Genomic DNA, 15871 nt, shown 5'->3' with positions numbered 1-15871 from the left:
GCCGGTAAATCCTTGCCGACGCACTAGACTGGCGGGCTGTTTGGCGTCGGAACGGAACAACCCGGGCAGACCCGGGCTCCGCCGACGACCCGGACGTTGCCGGGAACGAGACGCGAGGTCCGATGGCAGCCACACCCGAGCACGGTGAGATCACTCTGCTCCACGGCGGGGATGCGTGGGAGGAGGAGTCCGGCAAGTCCGCCAGGTTCTCCGCCGGCCCCGCGGCACCGGTGCGCACGCTCGTCGACATCTTCGAGGCATCCGTACGGACCCACCCCGACGAGCTCGCCCTCGACGACGGCACCACCCGGTTGACCTACCGGGCGCTGGCCACCGAGGTCGAGCGGCGGCGGCGCGCCCTGGCCGCCGCCGGAGTGGGGCTCGGCGACCGGGTCGGCGTCCGCGTGCCCTCCGGGACCAACGACCTGTACGTGGCCGTCCTCGCCGTCCTCGCCGCGGGCGCCGCCTACGTGCCGGTCGACGCCGAGGACCCGGACGAGCGGGCCGAGCTGGTCTTCGGTGAGGCCGGAGTACGCGCCGTCCTCGGCGCCGGCGGGCGCATCGACGTCACCGCCGGCGAAGCCACGGAGGGCGACGCCGCCCGCCTCGACGCCGCCCGCCTCGACGCCACCCGCCTCGAAGCCGCCCGCCTCGACGCCACCACCGCCCGCCACGTGACCGGCCGCGCGGGGACCCGCACCCCCGCCGCGCGCCCCGGCCCCGAGCACGACGCCTGGATCATCTTCACCTCCGGTTCCACGGGCAGGCCCAAGGGCGTCGCCGTCAGCCACCGCAGTGCCGCCGCGTTCGTGGACGCCGAGGCCGCGCTCTTCCTCGTCGAGGAGCCGATCGGTCCCGGCGACCGGGTCATGGCGGGACTCTCCGTGGCCTTCGACGCCTCCTGCGAGGAGATGTGGCTCGCCTGGCGCTACGGCGCCTGCCTCGTGCCCGTCCCCCGCTCCCAGGTCCGCAGCGGCGCCGACCTCGGCCCCTGGCTGGTGGAGCAGGAGATCACCGTCGTCTCGACCGTGCCGACCCTGGCCGCGCTCTGGGAGCCGGAGACCCTCGACGAGGTCCGGCTGCTGATCTTCGGCGGCGAGGCCTGCCCGCCCGAGCTGACCCAGCGTCTGGTCACCGAGGGCCGCGAGGTCTGGAACACGTACGGCCCCACCGAGGCCACCGTCGTCGCCTGCGCCTCCCTCATGACCGGCGAGGAGCCCATCCGGATCGGACTCCCGCTGAACGGCTGGGAACTCGCCGTGGTCGACGAGTCCGGCGAGCCGGTGCCGATGGGCGGCAGCGGTCAGCTGGTGATCGGCGGCGTGGGGCTCGCCCGCTACCTCGACCCCGAGAAGGACGCCGAGAAGTACGCGCCGCTGGAAGCCCTCGGCTGGGAGCGCGCCTACCGCAGCGGCGACCTCGTCCGCGCCGAGCCGGAGGGCCTGGTCTTCCTCGGCCGGGGCGACGAACAGATCAAGCTCGGCGGCCGCCGCATCGAACTGGGCGAGGTCGACTCCGCCCTCCAGGCCCTGCCCGGCGTCGCCGGTGCGGCCGCCGCCGTCCGCACCGCGCGCAGCGGCAACCAACTGCTCGTCGGGTACCTGGTCACCCAGGACGGCTGGGACCACGCGGCGGCGGTCGAGCGGCTGCGCGCCGAGCTGCCCGCCGCCCTCGTACCGCTGCTCGCGCCCGTCGCCGAGCTGCCCACCCGCACGTCGGGCAAGGTGGACCGGGACGCGCTGCCCTGGCCCCTGCCCGACCTTGAGACCACCGGCCCCACCGAGCAGCTGTACGGCACCGAGGCCTGGCTCGCCGAGCAGTGGAGCGAGACGCTCGGCGTGACCGTCACCAGCGCCGCCGACGACTTCTTCGCGATCGGCGGCAGCAGCCTCGCCGCCGCCCAGCTCACCACCCGGCTGCGCACCCGCTATCCGAGCGCGGCCGTCGTCGACATCTACCAGCAGCCCACCCTGCGCAAGCTGGCCCGGCGCCTGGAGAAGTCCGTCCAGGACGACGGCGCAGCCCGGACCGTCGCGCCGGTTCCGTTCCGGTCCCGGCTCGTCCAGACCGCCCTGCTGCTCCCGCTCTTCACCGTGGTCGGGCTCCGCTGGACGGTGGCGCTCCTTGCCCTGGGCAACGTCCTGCACCGGTTCGGGTCGTACCCGTGGGCACCGACCGCCTCGTGGTGGCTCGTCGCCGCCGGCGCGGCGCTGCTCTTCAGTCCTCCCGGACGGCTCGCGATCGCGGCGGGCGGCGCGCGCCTGCTGCTGCGCGGGGTGAAGGCGGGACGCCACCCGCGCGGCGGCAGCGTCCATCTGCGGCTGTGGACGGCCGAACGTCTCGCCGAGTGCGTCGGCGCGACCTCGCTCACGGGCTCCTGGCTCGAGCGTTACGCACGGGCTCTCGGCGCCAAGGTCGGCCCCGACGTGGACCTCCACTCGCTGCCGCCGGTCACGGGCATGCTCAAGCTCGGCCGCGGCTGCGCCGTCGAGTCCGAGGTGGACCTCTCCGGCTACTGGCTGGACGGTGACCGGCTGGAGATCGGCCCGGTCAAGGTCGGCGCGGGCGCGGTGGTCGGCACCCGCAGCCTGCTCTTCCCCGGGGCGCGGGTCGGCAAGCGGGCCGAGGTGGCCCCCGGTTCGGCCGTCGCCGGACAGATCCCGACCGGACAGCGCTGGGCCGGAGCGCCCGCGGGCAAGCTCGGCAAGGCCAAGCGGAACTGGCCCAAGGAGCGACCGGCCCGCGCGTTCCACTGGCGCGCCGTCTACGGGGCGACCGGCTTCCTCCTCACGGCTCTGCCCGTGCTCGCGGCCGTGCCCGCCCTGCTCGTGGTGAGCCGTTTCGTACCGGCCGGGGCCGGGCTCGCCGAGGCACTGCCGGGAGCGCTGCTCGCCGTGGTGCCCGGGGCGCTCGCCTACGGGTTCGCGTACGCGTCGCTGGTGCTGGTCTCGGTACGGCTGCTCAGCCTCGGGCTGCGCACCGGAAGCCATCCGACGCACAGCCGGGTCGCCTGGCAGGCGTGGACCGTCACGCAGCTGATGGACATGGCGCGGGAGACGCTCTTCCCGCTCTACGCCGGGCTGATCACCCCGGTCTGGCTGCGGCTGCTCGGGATGAAGATCGGCCGAGGCGCGGAGGTGTCCACGGTGCTCGCGCTGCCGAGCCTCACCACCGTCGGCGACGGCGCGTTCCTCGCCGACGACACCCTGACCGCGCCCTACGAGCTGGGGGGCGGCTGGGTGCGGATCGGCCACTCCGAGATCGGCCGCCGGGCGTTCCTCGGCAACTCCGGCATGACCGCGCCGGGCCGCACGGTGCCGGACGACGGTCTGGTCGGGGTGTTGTCGGCGACGCCGAAGAAGGCCAAGAAGGGCAGCTCGTACCTGGGTCTGCCCCCGGTCAGGCTGCCGCGGTCCGCCGCCGACTCGGACCGGAGCAGGACGTACGACCCTCCCGCGCACCTGCTGTGGGCGCGCGGTCTGGTGGAGCTGTGCCGGCTCCTGCCGGTGTTCTGCTCGGCCGCCCTCGCGGTCCTGACCGTGGCGGCGCTCTGCGCCCTGGCCACGGCGACGGGGACGGGGATCTGGGGCACCGCGCTGCTGTCCGGGGCGGTCCTCCTCGCCGCCGGGGCGGCCGCGTGCCTGGTCTCGGTGGCCGCCAAGTGGCTGCTGGTGGGCCGGCACCGGACGGGCGAGCACCCGCTCTGGTCCGGTTTCGTGTGGCGCAACGAACTGGCCGACACCTTCGTCGAGGTCCTGGCCGTTCCGTGGCTGATCGGATCGGTGCCGGGAACGCCGCTGACGGCCCTGTGGCTGCGCGCGCTCGGGGCACGGATCGGCCGGGGGGTGTGGTGCGAGAGCTACTGGCTCCCCGAGACGGACCTGGTCGTGCTGGGCGACGCGGTCAGCGTGAACCGCGGCTGTGTGTTGCAGACACACCTCTTCCACGACCGGATCTTGCGGACGGATACTGTGGTTCTCCGCGAGGGCGCCACCCTGGGCCCGGGTGGAATCGTCCTGCCCGGCAGTACGGTCGGGGCCCGCAGCACGCTGGGTCCCGCCTCTCTCGTGATGGCCGGGGAATCGGTCCCCGCCGACACCCGCTGGCTGGGCAATCCGATCGAGGCGTGGCGGGCCTGAACGGGCAGTACGAGCACGGCACAGCACAGGGCAGGGAGCGGGAGCGGCAGTGAGCGGCGAGCGGACATCGGCATCGGACCCGTACTTTCCCGAGCACGGCGACTCCCGCTACCGCGTACATCGGTACGAACTCGCCCTGGAGTACCGTCCCGGCCCCAACCGGCTCGCCGGGACGGCCCGGCTCAGCGCCATAGTGGGACGGGCCCCGCTCACCGAGTTCCTTCTGAACCTGTCCGAGTTCAAGGTCGGCCGGATCCTCGTGAACGGCCGGGCGCCGCACTACACCCACCGCGGCGGCAAGCTCCGGGTCCGGCCCGCCAAGCCGCTGCCCGCCGGTGCCGCCTTCACCGTGGAGGTGCACTACGCGGGCAATCCGAAGCCGGTCCGCAGCCCGTGGGGCGGGCTCGGCTGGGAGGAGCTGACCGACGGTGCGCTGGTGGCCAGCCAGCCCGTCGGCGCGCCCTCCTGGTACCCGTGCAACGACCGGCCCGCCGACAAGGCCTCGTACCAGATCTCGGTCAACACGCCCTCCGCGTACACCGTGGTGGCGGGCGGCCGGCTGCTCACCCGTACGACCAGGGCCAGCACGACCACGTGGGTGTACGAGCAGCCCGCGCCCACCTCCAGCTATCTGGTCGGTCTCTCCATCGGCATGTACCAGACGGTGCTGCTCGGGGACCCGGGGCTCGGCGGGGTGCCGCAGAGCGCCCATGTGCCGGCACACCTCCTGCCGCGCTTCTCGCGTGACTTCGCACGGCAGCCCGCCATGATGCAGCTGTTCGAGGAGCTGTTCGGTCCCTACCCGTTCGGCGAGTACGCGGTGGTCGTCGCCGACGAGGAACTGGACGTCCCCGTGGAGGCCCAGGGCCTCTCCCTCTTCGGGGCCAACCACGTCGACGGCGCGCGCGGTTCCGAGCGCCTCGTCGCCCACGAGCTGGCGCACCAGTGGTTCGGCAACAGCGTGACCATCGCCGACTGGCGGCACATCTGGCTGAACGAGGGTCTGGCGAAGTACGCCGAGTGGCTCTGGTCGGAGCGCTCCGGCGGCCGTACGGCCCACGACCTTGCGGGCGTCGCCCACCGGATGCTGACCGCGCTGCCGCAGGACCTGAAGCTCGCCGACCCCGGACGCAAGCTGATGTTCGACGACCGCCTGTACGAGCGCGGGGGTCTCACCGTGCACGCGATCCGCTGCGCCCTGGGCGACGGTGCCTTCTTCCGGATGCTGCGCGACTGGGCCACCGTGCACCGCAACGGCGTGGTGACGACCGCGTCCTTCACGGCGCACGTGGCCCGCTACGCGGACGAGCCGGTGGACGACCTGCTCACTGCCTGGCTGCACGAACCGGCCCTCCCGCCCCTGCCCTCCCCCCATGGCTCCCCGTCGATACCGGAGCGCCCCGCGTACCCGCCGACGAACGGCGGTTCGACGGGCCGGGGCAGAGCCTCCGCGTAGCGGCTCAGCGCGCGAGGGTTGTGGTCAGCCAGTCGCGGTAGTGCGTGGGGGCCAGGCGGGCACCCCGCACCGGCGGTGAGGACGTCGCCGTGGACGGCGGCGAACATGCCCGCCCGGTCGTCGGTGACGACGTGGCTGTCGTCACCGCGCGCGGCCAGGGTGATCCGGCCGATCTCGTCGAGCGGGAGCACCCTGGCCGCGCGCGGTGACGTCGAGCGTCCCGTTGAGCGGCGCCGTGGCGACGTCGTCGAGGGTGGCGGCCACGTCCGCCGACGCGATCGGCTGGAGCGGGGTGGCGGGGAGGCGGACGACGCCGTCGGCCGAGGTCCAGGAGGGCACGGCGTCCTGCGCACGTTCCTGGCGGACCGGATCCGGGCGGCCGGGGCCGGGGGCAGCTCCCCCGAACGGGCGGCGACCGCCCTGCTCGCACTCGTCGACGGCCTCGGCCTGCAACTGCTCTCGCGCCAGTTCAGCGAGGCGGAGGCCGTCGCCACCCTGGACGCCCAGCTCGAGCTGATCTTCGGCACGTCCTAGCACGCAGGGTTCGCGGGAGTCCGCTGGACCGCGTGCTAGCTTCCGATCATGGAGCAACGCGTCAGTCTGATCACCCTGGGCGTCGCCGATCTCGGACGTTCCCGGGCTTTCTACGAGAGCCTTGGCTGGCGGGGACAAGAGGTCGAGGAGACCGTATTCTTCCAGGCCGGTGGCTTCGGGCTCGTCCTGTGGAGCCGCGACAGGCTCGCACGCGACTGCGGCCTCGACAACGGTCGGGGGACGGGCTTCGGCGGCATCGTCCTGGCGCACAACACGCGCGCGCCGAAGGACGTGGACACGCTCCTGGCCGCGGCCCAGCAGGCCGGTGGCACCATCACGAAGCCGGCCGGGACGACGACGTACGGCGGCTACGCGGGGTGCTTCGCCGACCCCGACGGCCATCTGTGGGAGATCGCCCACAACCCGGGCTTCCCCCTGGCCGAAGACGGCTCACTGACCATCCCGGACTTCGGCTCCCCGTAAGGGCGTACGGGAGTCCCGGTGCCCGTTGGCGGCATCTGACGAGGCCGTTCCGGGCGCGCGAGGCGCCCCCGGGACGGCGCTGCCCGACCGGCCCTCGCCGCGGGTCAGCTGATCTCGCCGTACCACCACTGGTAGGAAGTGCCGTTGCAGGCCAGGATGCGGACACCCTGGGAGACGCTGCCATCGAGGCACCGGCCCGACTGGCGGTGCCTCAGCTCCCCGTCGATGTTCGTGTCCCACTTCTGGTAGGAGCCGCCGTCACAGACGATCAGGCGGACACCCTGGGACACGCTGGCGTCCAGGCACCTGCCGGACTGGGCGTGCACCAGAGAATCCCCGCTGTAGGTCCACCTCTGGTATGCGCCGCCGTCGCAGGTGACGAGGCGGACGCCCTGGCTGAGACTGCCGTCGAGGCACTTGCCGGACTGGCTGTGCACCACGTCACTGGACGCCGCGACCTTCGCCGCCGCCTGGGCCGGCGACGCCGTGGCGACGCCCAGAACGAGGGCCGAAGCCGCGACGGCCAGCCGTACGGCTGTTCGACCGGAGACCTGCTTGATCACGTATCTCTCGCCATCCTCGGGAAGGGGTTCGGACAGCAGGAGTCTCGATTCCCCGGTGACGAGGCGTCAATCTGCTTCGGTCTGGCCCGAATAGCCATGATCAGCATGCCGATGCGTGAGCGCCTACGGGCCGGGACGGCATATTTGAACCTGTGCCCCTCGACCCCCAGGGGAGCGAGCACCTCGACCTGGACGCCCTCGTCTCCCCGATCATGGTTCAACGCCCATCCCCCTGACCCGCAGCGGTGGAACGTTGTGTCGTGGCCCTGATGCGTACCGTGAACGCCGGGAGCCCTGGCCACGGGGAGGTGCTACAACTGGGGTTGTGAGCCCGTCTCGTCTCTCGTGCCCGGCGTACCGGTGTGGTCGAACCTAGGCAGAAGATTCGGAAGCGTCGCCGGACAGGTCTTCGTCCTCCAGGTGGCGATCGTGGTGCTGCTCGCCGCCGGGGCCCTGCTGGCCCTGGTGCTGCAGTCGCGGTACGACATCGACCGTGAAGCGCGCAACCGGTCGGTTTCCGTGGCTCAGACCTTCGCGAACTCCCTGGGCCTGCAGGAAGCGCTGAGGGCGCCGGACCCGTCCGCGATCCTGCAGCCCCTCGCCGAGGAGACACGCAAGGACGCAGGCGTGGACTTCATCGTGGTGATGGACACGAACGGCATCCGTTACAGCCACCCCCAGCCCGACCGCATCGGCGAGCGGTTCGTCGGCACGATCGAGCCCTCTCTCGCCGGCCAGGTGCACACCGAGAGCGTGGAGGGGCCGCTCGGCAAGGAGATCCAGGCGATCGTCCCGGTCACCTCGCCCCAGGGTGAGGTTGTCGCCCTGGTCTCGGCAGGTCTGACGGTGGAGAGCGTGACCGGCGTCGCCGACCGTCAGCTTCCGGTCATCCTCCTGGCCATCGCCATCGGTCTGGCTCTGGCCACCGTCGGCACGGCGCTGATCAGCCGAAGACTGCGCCGCCAGACCCACGGGCTCGGCACGCAGGAGATGACCCGCATGTACGAGCACCACGACGCGGTGCTCCACTCCGTCCGCGAAGGGGTGCTGATCACCGACGGCGAAGGACGGCTACTCCTGGCGAACGACGAGGCCGGACGGCTGCTCGGCCTGCCGGACGACGCCGAAGGACGCCCCGTCGACAAGGTCGGCATGGACCGCCGAATGGCGGAACTGCTGCTGTCCGGCCGGGTGGCCACCGACGAGGTGCTGGAGGCCGGGGACCGGCTGCTCGTGGTCAATCAGCGGCCCACGCGCCCGCAGGGCTCGGCGGTCACCATCCGCGACTCCACCGAGATGCAGCTCCTGAGCAGCCGGGTGGAGACGGCCCGCAAGCGGCTCAAGCTGCTGTACGACGCCGGGGGTGACATCGGCACCACCCTCGACGTGGTCCGCACCGCCAAGGAACTGGCCGACGTCGCCGTTCCCCAGTTCGCGGACTTCGTCACGGTCGATCTGGCCGACCCGGTACTGAAGGGCGACGAGCCCGGCCCAGGCGCCGACATGCGGCGCACGGCGGTCAGCGGCATCCGCTCCGATCACCCGCTGTATCCGCTCGGTAGCCTGATCGAATTCCTGCCGTCCACGCCGCAGGCCCGCGGATACGGCACGGGCACAGCCGAACTCGTGCCCGATCTCCATGACGCGCCGGGCTGGCACGCCCAGGACGCGCCGCGGGCATCGGCGATCGTCGACTACGGGATCCACTCGCTCATCGCGGCTCCGCTGAAGGCCAGGGGCGTCGTGCTCGGGGTGGTCAACTTCTGGCGGTCGCAGAAGCCGGAACCGTTCGACGAGGACGACCTGTCCCTGGCCGAGGAGCTTGTCGGCCGCGCCGCGGTCACCATGGACAACGCACGCCGCTACACCCGCGAACACAATCTCGCCGTGACGCTCCAGCGCAGCCTGCTGCCGCAGGATCTGCCCGAGCAGAGCGCGGTGGACGTCGCGCACTTCTACCAGCCCGCCCAGTCCGGAGTGGGCGGGGACTGGTTCGACGTGATCCCGCTGTCGGGCAGCCGCGTCGGGCTCGTCGTCGGAGACGTCGTCGGGCACGGCCTGCACGCCGCGGCCACCATGGGACGGCTGCGCACGGCCGTGCACAACTTCTCCTCCTTGGATCTGCCGCCCGACGAACTCCTCGCCCGTCTCGACAACCTCGTCCAGCGCATGGACCAGGAAGGCGACAGCGCGCCCTCGGACGGCGGTGTCCTGGGCGCGACCTGCCTGTACGCCGTCTACGACCCCGTCTCCCAGAACTGCACCATGGCGCGGGCAGGACACATGCCACCGCTTGTGGTCGCCCCGGACGGCACGACGACGATCTCGGAACTGCCGGCCGGCCCCCCGCTGGGGCTGGGAGGCATGCCGTTCGAGACCATGGAACTGCACCTGGCGGAAGGCAGTCAGCTCGTCCTGTACACCGACGGGCTGGTCGAGGAGCGGAGCCGGGACATTGCAGAGGGCTTGGAAATGCTGCGCACGGCACTGAGCCACCCCGACCGAGACCCGCAAGCCAGCCGCCGCGCCGTACTCGACGCCCTGCTCCCCGGCCGGCCGGCCGACGACATCGCGCTGCTCATCGCCCGGACACGGACTCTGGGCCCCGGCCGGGTCGCGGAGTGGGACGTACCGTTCGACCCGAGCGAGGTCGGCGCCATCCGCGGCCTCGCGGCCGAGCAACTCGAGGAGTGGGGCCTGCAGGAACTCGCCTTCACCACAGAACTGATCCTCAGCGAGCTCATCACCAACGCCATACGCTACGCCGCGGCGCCAGTTCGCGTTCGTCTGTTGCGCGATCGCGCTCTGACCTGCGAGGTGTGGGACGGCAGCAGTACCGCCCCGCATCTGCGCTACGCCGCCACCACGGACGAGGGAGGCCGCGGACTGTTCCTGGTGGCCCAGCTCAGCGAGCACTGGGGCACCCGGTACACACCGGAGGGCAAGGTCATCTGGGCCGAACAGGTCCTGCCCGCCGCAGGCAGTGCCCTCTCCTAGACCGCAGTCGTCCCGGGTCGAGGTGCGCTCAGACCGGTTGAGTGCACGGGTCCCCGAAGGGTCCCGGGGAATGTCCAAGGGGCCGTTTCAGATTGCTCTGAAACGGCCCCTTGAAATCCGACTTCGAAAAGTCGGGACGACAGGATTTGAACCTGCGACCCCTTGACCCCCAGTCAAGTGCGCTACCAAGCTGCGCCACGTCCCGATGCCCGTCTGACCTGGGGTTTCCCCCGGCCGAACGCGCATGAGAACAATACCGCACTTCGCCGGGTGGTCACGAACCGCTTTACGTGGTTGACCTCGACCCAGCTTGAGGTTGCACCGTGGGGGCCATGACGAACACGGACATCGAGCCGGACATCGACCGGCTCCACGGCCTCATGGGCCTCATGACCGGCGACGAGAAGCACTCGCCCGCCGCCACCTCCACCCTCGACGCCCTCTGGGTCCTCTACGACCGCGTGCTCCGCGTCTCGCCCGCGAGTGTCGACCGCGCCGACCGGGATCGGTTCCTGCTGTCGAAGGGGCACGGGCCGATGGCGTACTACGCCGTGCTCGCCGCCAAGGGGTTCTTCCCCGAAGCGTGGCTCACCGGCTTCGGCTCGTACGACTCACCCCTCGGGCATCACCCCGACCGGACCCTCGTGCCGGGCGCCGAGATCGGCAGCGGATCGCTGGGGCACGGGTTGCCGCTCGCCGTCGGGAGCGCGCTCGGGCTGCGGGCGCAGGGGCTCACGGACTCCCGCGTGTGGGTGCTCATCGGCGACGCCGAGCTGGACGAGGGCAGCAATCACGAGGCCATCGCCTTCGCGGGGCCCGCCGGCCTGGAGCAGCTGCACACGCTGGTGATCGACAACAGCTCCGCCACCTACGGCTGGCCCGGAGGGATCGCCTCGCGGTTCGAGGCCGCCGGGTGGTCCGCCGAGACCGTCGACGGGCGGGATCACGAGGCGCTGTACGCCGCCTTCACCGCACCCCACCCGGGACGGCCGCGCGCCGTCGTCGCCCGCGTCGAGCCCAAGAACGCCTGACCGCTTCCAGGAGAGCCACACCATGGACACGATGCGTGACCGCTTCATCTCGACCACCAGCCGGCTGCTCGACGAGGACCCGCGCCTCGCGCTCGTGCTCGCCGAGATCAGCATGGACGGGTTCCGGCCGGCGGAGCGCCGCCATCCGGACCGCGTGATCAACGTCGGCATCCGGGAGCAGCTGCTGATCGGCGCGGGCGGCGGGCTGGCGCTGACCGGGATGCGGCCGGTGCTGCACACCTTCGCGAGCTTCCTGGTCGAGCGGCCCTTCGAGCAGCTCAAGCTGGACTTCGGCCACCAGGGAGTGGGCGGCGTCCTGGTGAGCGCCGGCGCGTCGTACGACTGGCCGGCCGGCGGCCTCACCCATATGGCACCCGGCGACGTGGCCCTGCTCGACACCCTCGACGGCTGGACGGTCCACGTCCCCGGCCATCCGGACGAGGCGGAGACGCTGCTGCGCCAGGCCGTCGAGGGCGACGAGCTCGTCTACGTCCGGCTCTCGTTGCAGTCCAACGCCTCACCCCGCCCGGTCACGCCCGGCTTCAGCACCGTCCGCGAGGGGCGCGCCGGGGTCGTCGTCGCCGTCGGGCCCATGCTGGACAACGTCCTCGCGGCGACCGAGGGACTGGACGTGACCGTCCTCCACGCCACCACGGTCCGCCCCTTCGACTCCGAGACCCTGCGCCACGCGGTCGGCGCGGCCCGCCCGGACGTCGTCCTGGTCGAGCCGTACCTCGCAGGCACGTCGACCGCCGCCGCCAACGACGCCCTCGCCGCACTCCCCCACCGCGTCCTCGGGCTCGGTGTCGCCCGCCGGGAGCTGCGCAGGTACGGGACGATCGACGAGCATCTGGCGGGGCACGGTCTCGACCCGGCCGGACTGCGCGAGCGCGTCACAGGCTTCCTCGGCCGCTGACTCAGCCCTGCTCCGGGGGCGCGCCCACCTCCGGGTACTGGTCCCGGAGGCGGCGCGGAGCCACCTGACGCCAGGAATCGGCCAGGATGGCGCGGAGCTCCTCCTCGCCGTCAAGGGCACCGATCCGGACACGTACCCAGGCGTAGCCGTCGTCGTGACCCTCCCGGACGAAGAACTTGGCGGGCTCGGACGCGAGGAGCTCCGCCCGTTCCTCCTTGGGGCATTTCACCCCTATCGCCTGGTCGTCGTCGTCCAGCGAGGCGAAGATCTTGCCGCCCGGGCCCGCACGGAAGGTGGGCATGCCCCAGGCGAGCTTCTCGACCGCCCCGGGCAGCGAGAGCGCGATACGGCGAACATCGTCGGCAGTGGCCATACGTCGACCGTACGACCCACCACTGACTCCGACAGCCGGGCAGCGGTGACGCCACGGGGCGCCCCCTGGCACGCCATCCCGGCGTACACGCCGGTGCGCACGCCCCGCACGCCCCTTGACGCGCCCGGAACCTAGATTTCCACTTCGTCCGAAATCGGCTTTCCGTTCATGAGGGCGCTCCCATGGTGAACAGGTGGCACATGAGGTGATCCGACCCGCCTCACCGCCATATGACCGCCATATGACCACCCATTGTTTGCCTTTGGCATGTGGCAGAAAGATGCCCAAGCGGAATGCCCTGACGACCCTCCCGAACAGGCCAACTCCCCCCGAAACACGGTCAGATACAAACGTCAACCACCCGGGTTTCGGACAAACTCGGTGGCGATATTGATCCGCCCGAGAAAGATCAACACCATGGAGTGTCGGCCTGTTCGGGACGGGGCCACTGCCGATGCACCACCTGCTCGAACAACCGAACGAGCAGGCTTCGCAGAGGAGGGACTCGTATGGACAGCTACTTCGGCAGCCGACTCCATCATCAGCTCAGGGAAACCGTCCGGGACTTCGCCGAGCGAGAGGTCCGCCCGCGAATAGCCGAAATGGAATCCTCACGCTCGGTGCACCACGAATTGTCCCGGCTCATCTGCGATCAAGGATGGCTGGGCGCCACGATCAGTCAGGAATACGGCGGAATGGGCGCCGGCCACCTGGCCAAGACCATTATCATCGAGGAACTCTCACGGGTCAGCGGCGCGATGGGCGCCATGGTCCAGGCCTCCCAGCTAGGCACCGCCAAGATCGTCCACTTCGGCAGCGACGAGCAGCGCAAGACCTGGCTTCCCGCCATCGCCGCCGGCGAATGCCTCCCGACCATCGCGGTCACCGAAGCCGAGTCGGGCGGGCATGTCCTCGGCATGACGGCCGATGCCGTCCGTGACGGCGACGACTACCTCCTCAACGGCAGCAAGGTTTTCGTCGGCAACAGCCATGTCGGTGATCTCCACGGCGTCGTGGTCAGGACCGGCTCCGGGTCGAAGGGCCTGACGGCCTTCCTGGTCGAATCCGACCGCCCCGGCTTCCGGATCGGCCCCCAGCAGGAGGCCATGGGCCTGCACGGCTTCAGTTTCGGCGAGCTCATCTTCGAGAACTGCCGGGTGCCGGCGGCCAACCGGCTCGGTGACGAGGGCGACGGCCTGGCCGTCGCGTACTCCTCCAGCGTGCTCTACGGCAGGGCCAACCTCGCCGCCGTCTCGCTCGGCATCCACCAGGCGATCCTGGAGGAGACGACCCGCTTCTGCGCGGAGCGCCACCGCTACGGCAAGCCCCTGCACCACCTGCCCACGGTCAAACTGAAGCTCGGCCAGATGCAGTCCCGGCTGATGACGGCCCGCCTCGCCGCGTACCACGCCGTGCATCTCCTCGACCAAGGCCTCTCCTGCGACGCCGAGTTGATGAACGCCAAGCTGGTCAACGTGGAGGCCGCGATCGACTCCGGCCGCACCGCGATGGAGATCCACGCGGCCGCCGGCCTCTTCACCGACCGTCCGATCGAGCGCTACCTCCGCGACGCGCACCACATCTTCGCCCCGGCCGGCACCTCCGACATCCAGCTGCTCCGTCTGGCCGAGGTGGCACTCGGGCAGGACAAGGGCAGTTGGTCCGAGAAGCTGGCGGACCTCCTCAGGCTGGAGCCCGTGCATGCCTGAGGGTGTACACGCAGCAGCGCCCCGGCACGACCTCTGAGTCGTCCCGGGGCGCACCCGTTCAGCCTCGCCGGAGCGGGAGTTCCGTGGGAGCCGGGCATCACGTCGGAGCCCGGCGTCCCCTCGGAACGGGTCAGATCAGCCCTTCCTCGCGGCGGTGGATCTGCTCCACCAGCTCCGCCGCGAGCGACTTGATCGTCTCCAGACCGGCGCGGCCCCACGGCCGTACGTCCGTGTCGACCACGCAGATCGTGCCCAGCGCTATCCCCGTACGGTCGATCAGCGGCGCGCCCATGTACGAGCGGATGCCGATCTCGTCCACGACCGGGTTCCCGGCGAACCGCGGGTAGTCGCAGACGTCCTCCAGGACGAGTGCCTTGCGGCGCACCACCACGTGCGGGCAGTAGCCGTGGTCACGGGCCATGTACCGGCCGACGTCGCCACCGGCCGCGGCGGCGCCCAGGTCGCTGCCCGTGTGGGTGCCTGCCGGGGTGTGCAGCCCGGCGAAGAACTGCCGGTTCTCGTCGATGAAGTTGACCATCGAGTACGGGGCGCCGGTCACCTCCGCGAGCCGGTGGGCGAACTCGTCGAACGCCTGCTCCGGCCGTTCCCCGATGCCCAGCTCGCGCAGGCGGCGCACACGGGCGGGCGCTTCCTGGTCGACGGGGGTCAGCAGCAGATGACCGGTCGGGTCGTAGGTCATGACGGTGCTCCGTAGCTCGGCACGGGGGCCGGGATGGTGGTCAGCAGATGCTGGACGAGGGTGAGGAGGGTACGGATGCCGGCGCTGGAGATCCGGGCGTCGCAGAGCACGACCGGCACCTCGGGATCGAGGTCGAGCGCCGCCCGCACCTCGTCGGGCTCGTAGCGGAACGCGCCGTCGAACTCGTTGACCGCCACGACGAATCCGATGCCCCGCCGCTCGAAGAAGTCGACGGCGGAGAAGCAGTCCTGCAGGCGGCGGGTGTCGGCGAGGACGACCGCCCCCAGGGCGCCCTCGGAGAGCTCGTCCCACATGAACCAGAAGCGTTCCTGACCGGGGGTGCCGAACAGGTACAGCACGTTCCGGTCGTCGAGCGTGATGCGGCCGAAGTCCATCGCGACCGTGGTCGTGGTCTTGGACTCCACGCCCTCCAGGCTGTCGGTGGCGGCGCTGACCTGGGTCAGCAGCTCTTCGGTGCTCAGCGGTTCGATCTCGCTGACCGCGCCCACGAAGGTCGTCTTGCCGACGCCGAAGCCGCCCGCCACCAGGATCTTGAGGGCGGTGGGGAACGGGTCGGTCGCGAAACTCTCGTGGCGCTCAGAGCCGTTGTCGTAGGCCATCGAGCACTGCCTCCAGCAAGGAACGGTCGGTTGGATTGGCGTGGAAGCGGGGCGCGCGGGCGGTCAGCGCCCCGCAGTCCACGAGATCGGAGAGCAGGACCTTGGTGACGACGGCCGGCAGCCGTAGGTGCGCCGCGATCTCCGCCACCGAGGTGGGCCCGCCGCACAACCCGAGGGCCAGGCTGTGTTCGGGACCCATGTGGGGCTGAGGGGAGGAGCCCGTCGCCATCACCATGGAGAGGAGGTCCAGTGCGGTGGTGGGCTGGGTCCGGCCACCGATCACGGTGTACGGACGGATCAGCCGGCCCGCCGCGTCGTCGAGCCAGGGCCCCTCCTGGGAGGACACCACG

The 15871-nt window shown here is 71.3% G+C and carries 13 protein-coding genes, 1 tRNA gene and 1 pseudogene; 8 read left to right on the top strand and 7 right to left on the bottom strand.

The annotated features are described in order from the left end of the window. The first annotated feature begins 122 nt into the window (after nucleotides 1-122). Together ACZ3OF_RS02075 and ACZ3OF_RS02070 are read left to right on the top strand one after the other, a co-directional pair. Nucleotides 123-4139 (top strand): Pls/PosA family non-ribosomal peptide synthetase, encoded by a 4017-nt coding sequence (locus ACZ3OF_RS02075; RefSeq protein ID WP_467302151.1) that lies wholly within the window; start codon nucleotides 123-125, stop codon nucleotides 4137-4139. 49 nt (nucleotides 4140-4188) lie between these two features. After that, nucleotides 4189-5595 carry a M1 family metallopeptidase gene (locus ACZ3OF_RS02070; protein ID WP_361666769.1) on the top strand — a complete coding sequence of 469 codons (1407 nt, stop codon included), beginning with the start codon at nucleotides 4189-4191 and terminating at the stop codon, nucleotides 5593-5595. Between the two features lie 4 nt (nucleotides 5596-5599). Here the strand turns inward: ACZ3OF_RS02070 and ACZ3OF_RS02065 are convergent. Beyond that, a pseudogene (locus ACZ3OF_RS02065) lies at nucleotides 5600-5940 on the bottom strand (LysR family transcriptional regulator); the annotation flags it as partial. Here ACZ3OF_RS02065 and ACZ3OF_RS02060 point away from each other — a divergent pair. Both ACZ3OF_RS02060 and ACZ3OF_RS02055 read left to right on the top strand, forming a co-directional pair. Beyond that, entirely contained in the window at nucleotides 5878-6129 is a 252-nt protein-coding gene (locus tag ACZ3OF_RS02060; protein WP_467302805.1) for a TetR family transcriptional regulator C-terminal domain-containing protein, read from the top strand. The pseudogene ACZ3OF_RS02065 and the gene ACZ3OF_RS02060 overlap by 63 nt on opposite strands. A gap of 48 nt (nucleotides 6130-6177) precedes the next feature. Beyond that, nucleotides 6178-6612, top strand: coding sequence for a VOC family protein (locus tag ACZ3OF_RS02055; RefSeq protein ID WP_467302149.1), 435 nt, complete (start codon nucleotides 6178-6180; stop codon nucleotides 6610-6612). Between the two features lie 104 nt (nucleotides 6613-6716). Here ACZ3OF_RS02055 and ACZ3OF_RS02050 read toward each other — a convergent pair whose 3' ends face one another. Continuing rightward, nucleotides 6717-7175, bottom strand: coding sequence for an RICIN domain-containing protein (locus ACZ3OF_RS02050; RefSeq protein ID WP_361666773.1), 459 nt, complete (start codon nucleotides 7173-7175; stop codon nucleotides 6717-6719). 420 nt (nucleotides 7176-7595) lie between these two features. On the opposite strand from ACZ3OF_RS02050, the gene ACZ3OF_RS02045 reads away from it, so the two are divergent. After that, nucleotides 7596-10172, top strand: coding sequence for a SpoIIE family protein phosphatase (locus ACZ3OF_RS02045; RefSeq protein ID WP_467302146.1), 2577 nt, complete (start codon nucleotides 7596-7598; stop codon nucleotides 10170-10172). Between the two features lie 131 nt (nucleotides 10173-10303). Here ACZ3OF_RS02045 and ACZ3OF_RS02040 read toward each other — a convergent pair. Then, a tRNA-Pro gene (locus tag ACZ3OF_RS02040) sits at nucleotides 10304-10377 on the bottom strand. Nucleotides 10378-10504: 127 nt separating this feature from the next. Between ACZ3OF_RS02040 and ACZ3OF_RS02035 the strand changes: the two genes are divergently transcribed. Continuing rightward, nucleotides 10505-11203, top strand: a complete 699-nt coding sequence (locus tag ACZ3OF_RS02035; RefSeq protein WP_361666776.1) for a transketolase — start codon at nucleotides 10505-10507, stop codon at nucleotides 11201-11203. 22 nt (nucleotides 11204-11225) lie between these two features. Then, nucleotides 11226-12119, top strand: coding sequence for a transketolase family protein (locus ACZ3OF_RS02030; RefSeq protein WP_361666778.1), 894 nt, complete (start codon nucleotides 11226-11228; stop codon nucleotides 12117-12119). Nucleotide 12120: 1 nt separating this feature from the next. Here the strand turns inward: ACZ3OF_RS02030 and ACZ3OF_RS02025 are convergent, their stop codons facing one another. Further along, a complete protein-coding gene (locus ACZ3OF_RS02025; RefSeq protein ID WP_361666779.1) occupies nucleotides 12121-12492 on the bottom strand; it encodes an MmcQ/YjbR family DNA-binding protein in 372 nt (123 codons plus the stop codon). 509 nt (nucleotides 12493-13001) lie between these two features. On the opposite strand from ACZ3OF_RS02025, the gene ACZ3OF_RS02020 reads away from it, so the two are divergent. After that, a complete protein-coding gene (locus ACZ3OF_RS02020; protein ID WP_467302143.1) occupies nucleotides 13002-14201 on the top strand; it encodes an acyl-CoA dehydrogenase family protein in 1200 nt (399 codons plus the stop codon). Between the two features lie 130 nt (nucleotides 14202-14331). On the opposite strand, the gene ACZ3OF_RS02015 is transcribed toward ACZ3OF_RS02020, so the two are convergent. The 3 genes from ACZ3OF_RS02015 to ACZ3OF_RS02005 are packed head-to-tail and all read right to left on the bottom strand — an operon-like array spanning nucleotide 14332 to nucleotide 15870. Continuing rightward, on the bottom strand, nucleotides 14332-14901 hold the full coding sequence (locus ACZ3OF_RS02015) for a GAF domain-containing protein (RefSeq protein WP_361594920.1): 570 nt from the start codon (nucleotides 14899-14901) through the stop codon (nucleotides 14332-14334). Beyond that, a complete protein-coding gene (locus ACZ3OF_RS02010) occupies nucleotides 14898-15521 on the bottom strand; it encodes a GTP-binding protein (RefSeq protein WP_361666781.1) in 624 nt (207 codons plus the stop codon). The genes ACZ3OF_RS02015 and ACZ3OF_RS02010 overlap by 4 nt, the downstream gene beginning before the upstream one ends. Next, nucleotides 15499-15870, bottom strand: coding sequence for a DUF742 domain-containing protein (locus ACZ3OF_RS02005; protein ID WP_361594916.1), 372 nt, complete (start codon nucleotides 15868-15870; stop codon nucleotides 15499-15501). Before ACZ3OF_RS02005 ends, ACZ3OF_RS02010 begins: the two co-directional genes overlap by 23 nt. Nucleotide 15871 lies beyond the last annotated feature (1 nt).

The sequence above is a fragment of the Streptomyces sp. NPDC022552 genome (assembly GCF_055561875.1).
Note: the sequence above shows the minus strand (reverse complement) of the source record. Positions and strands in the feature narration are given on the sequence as shown.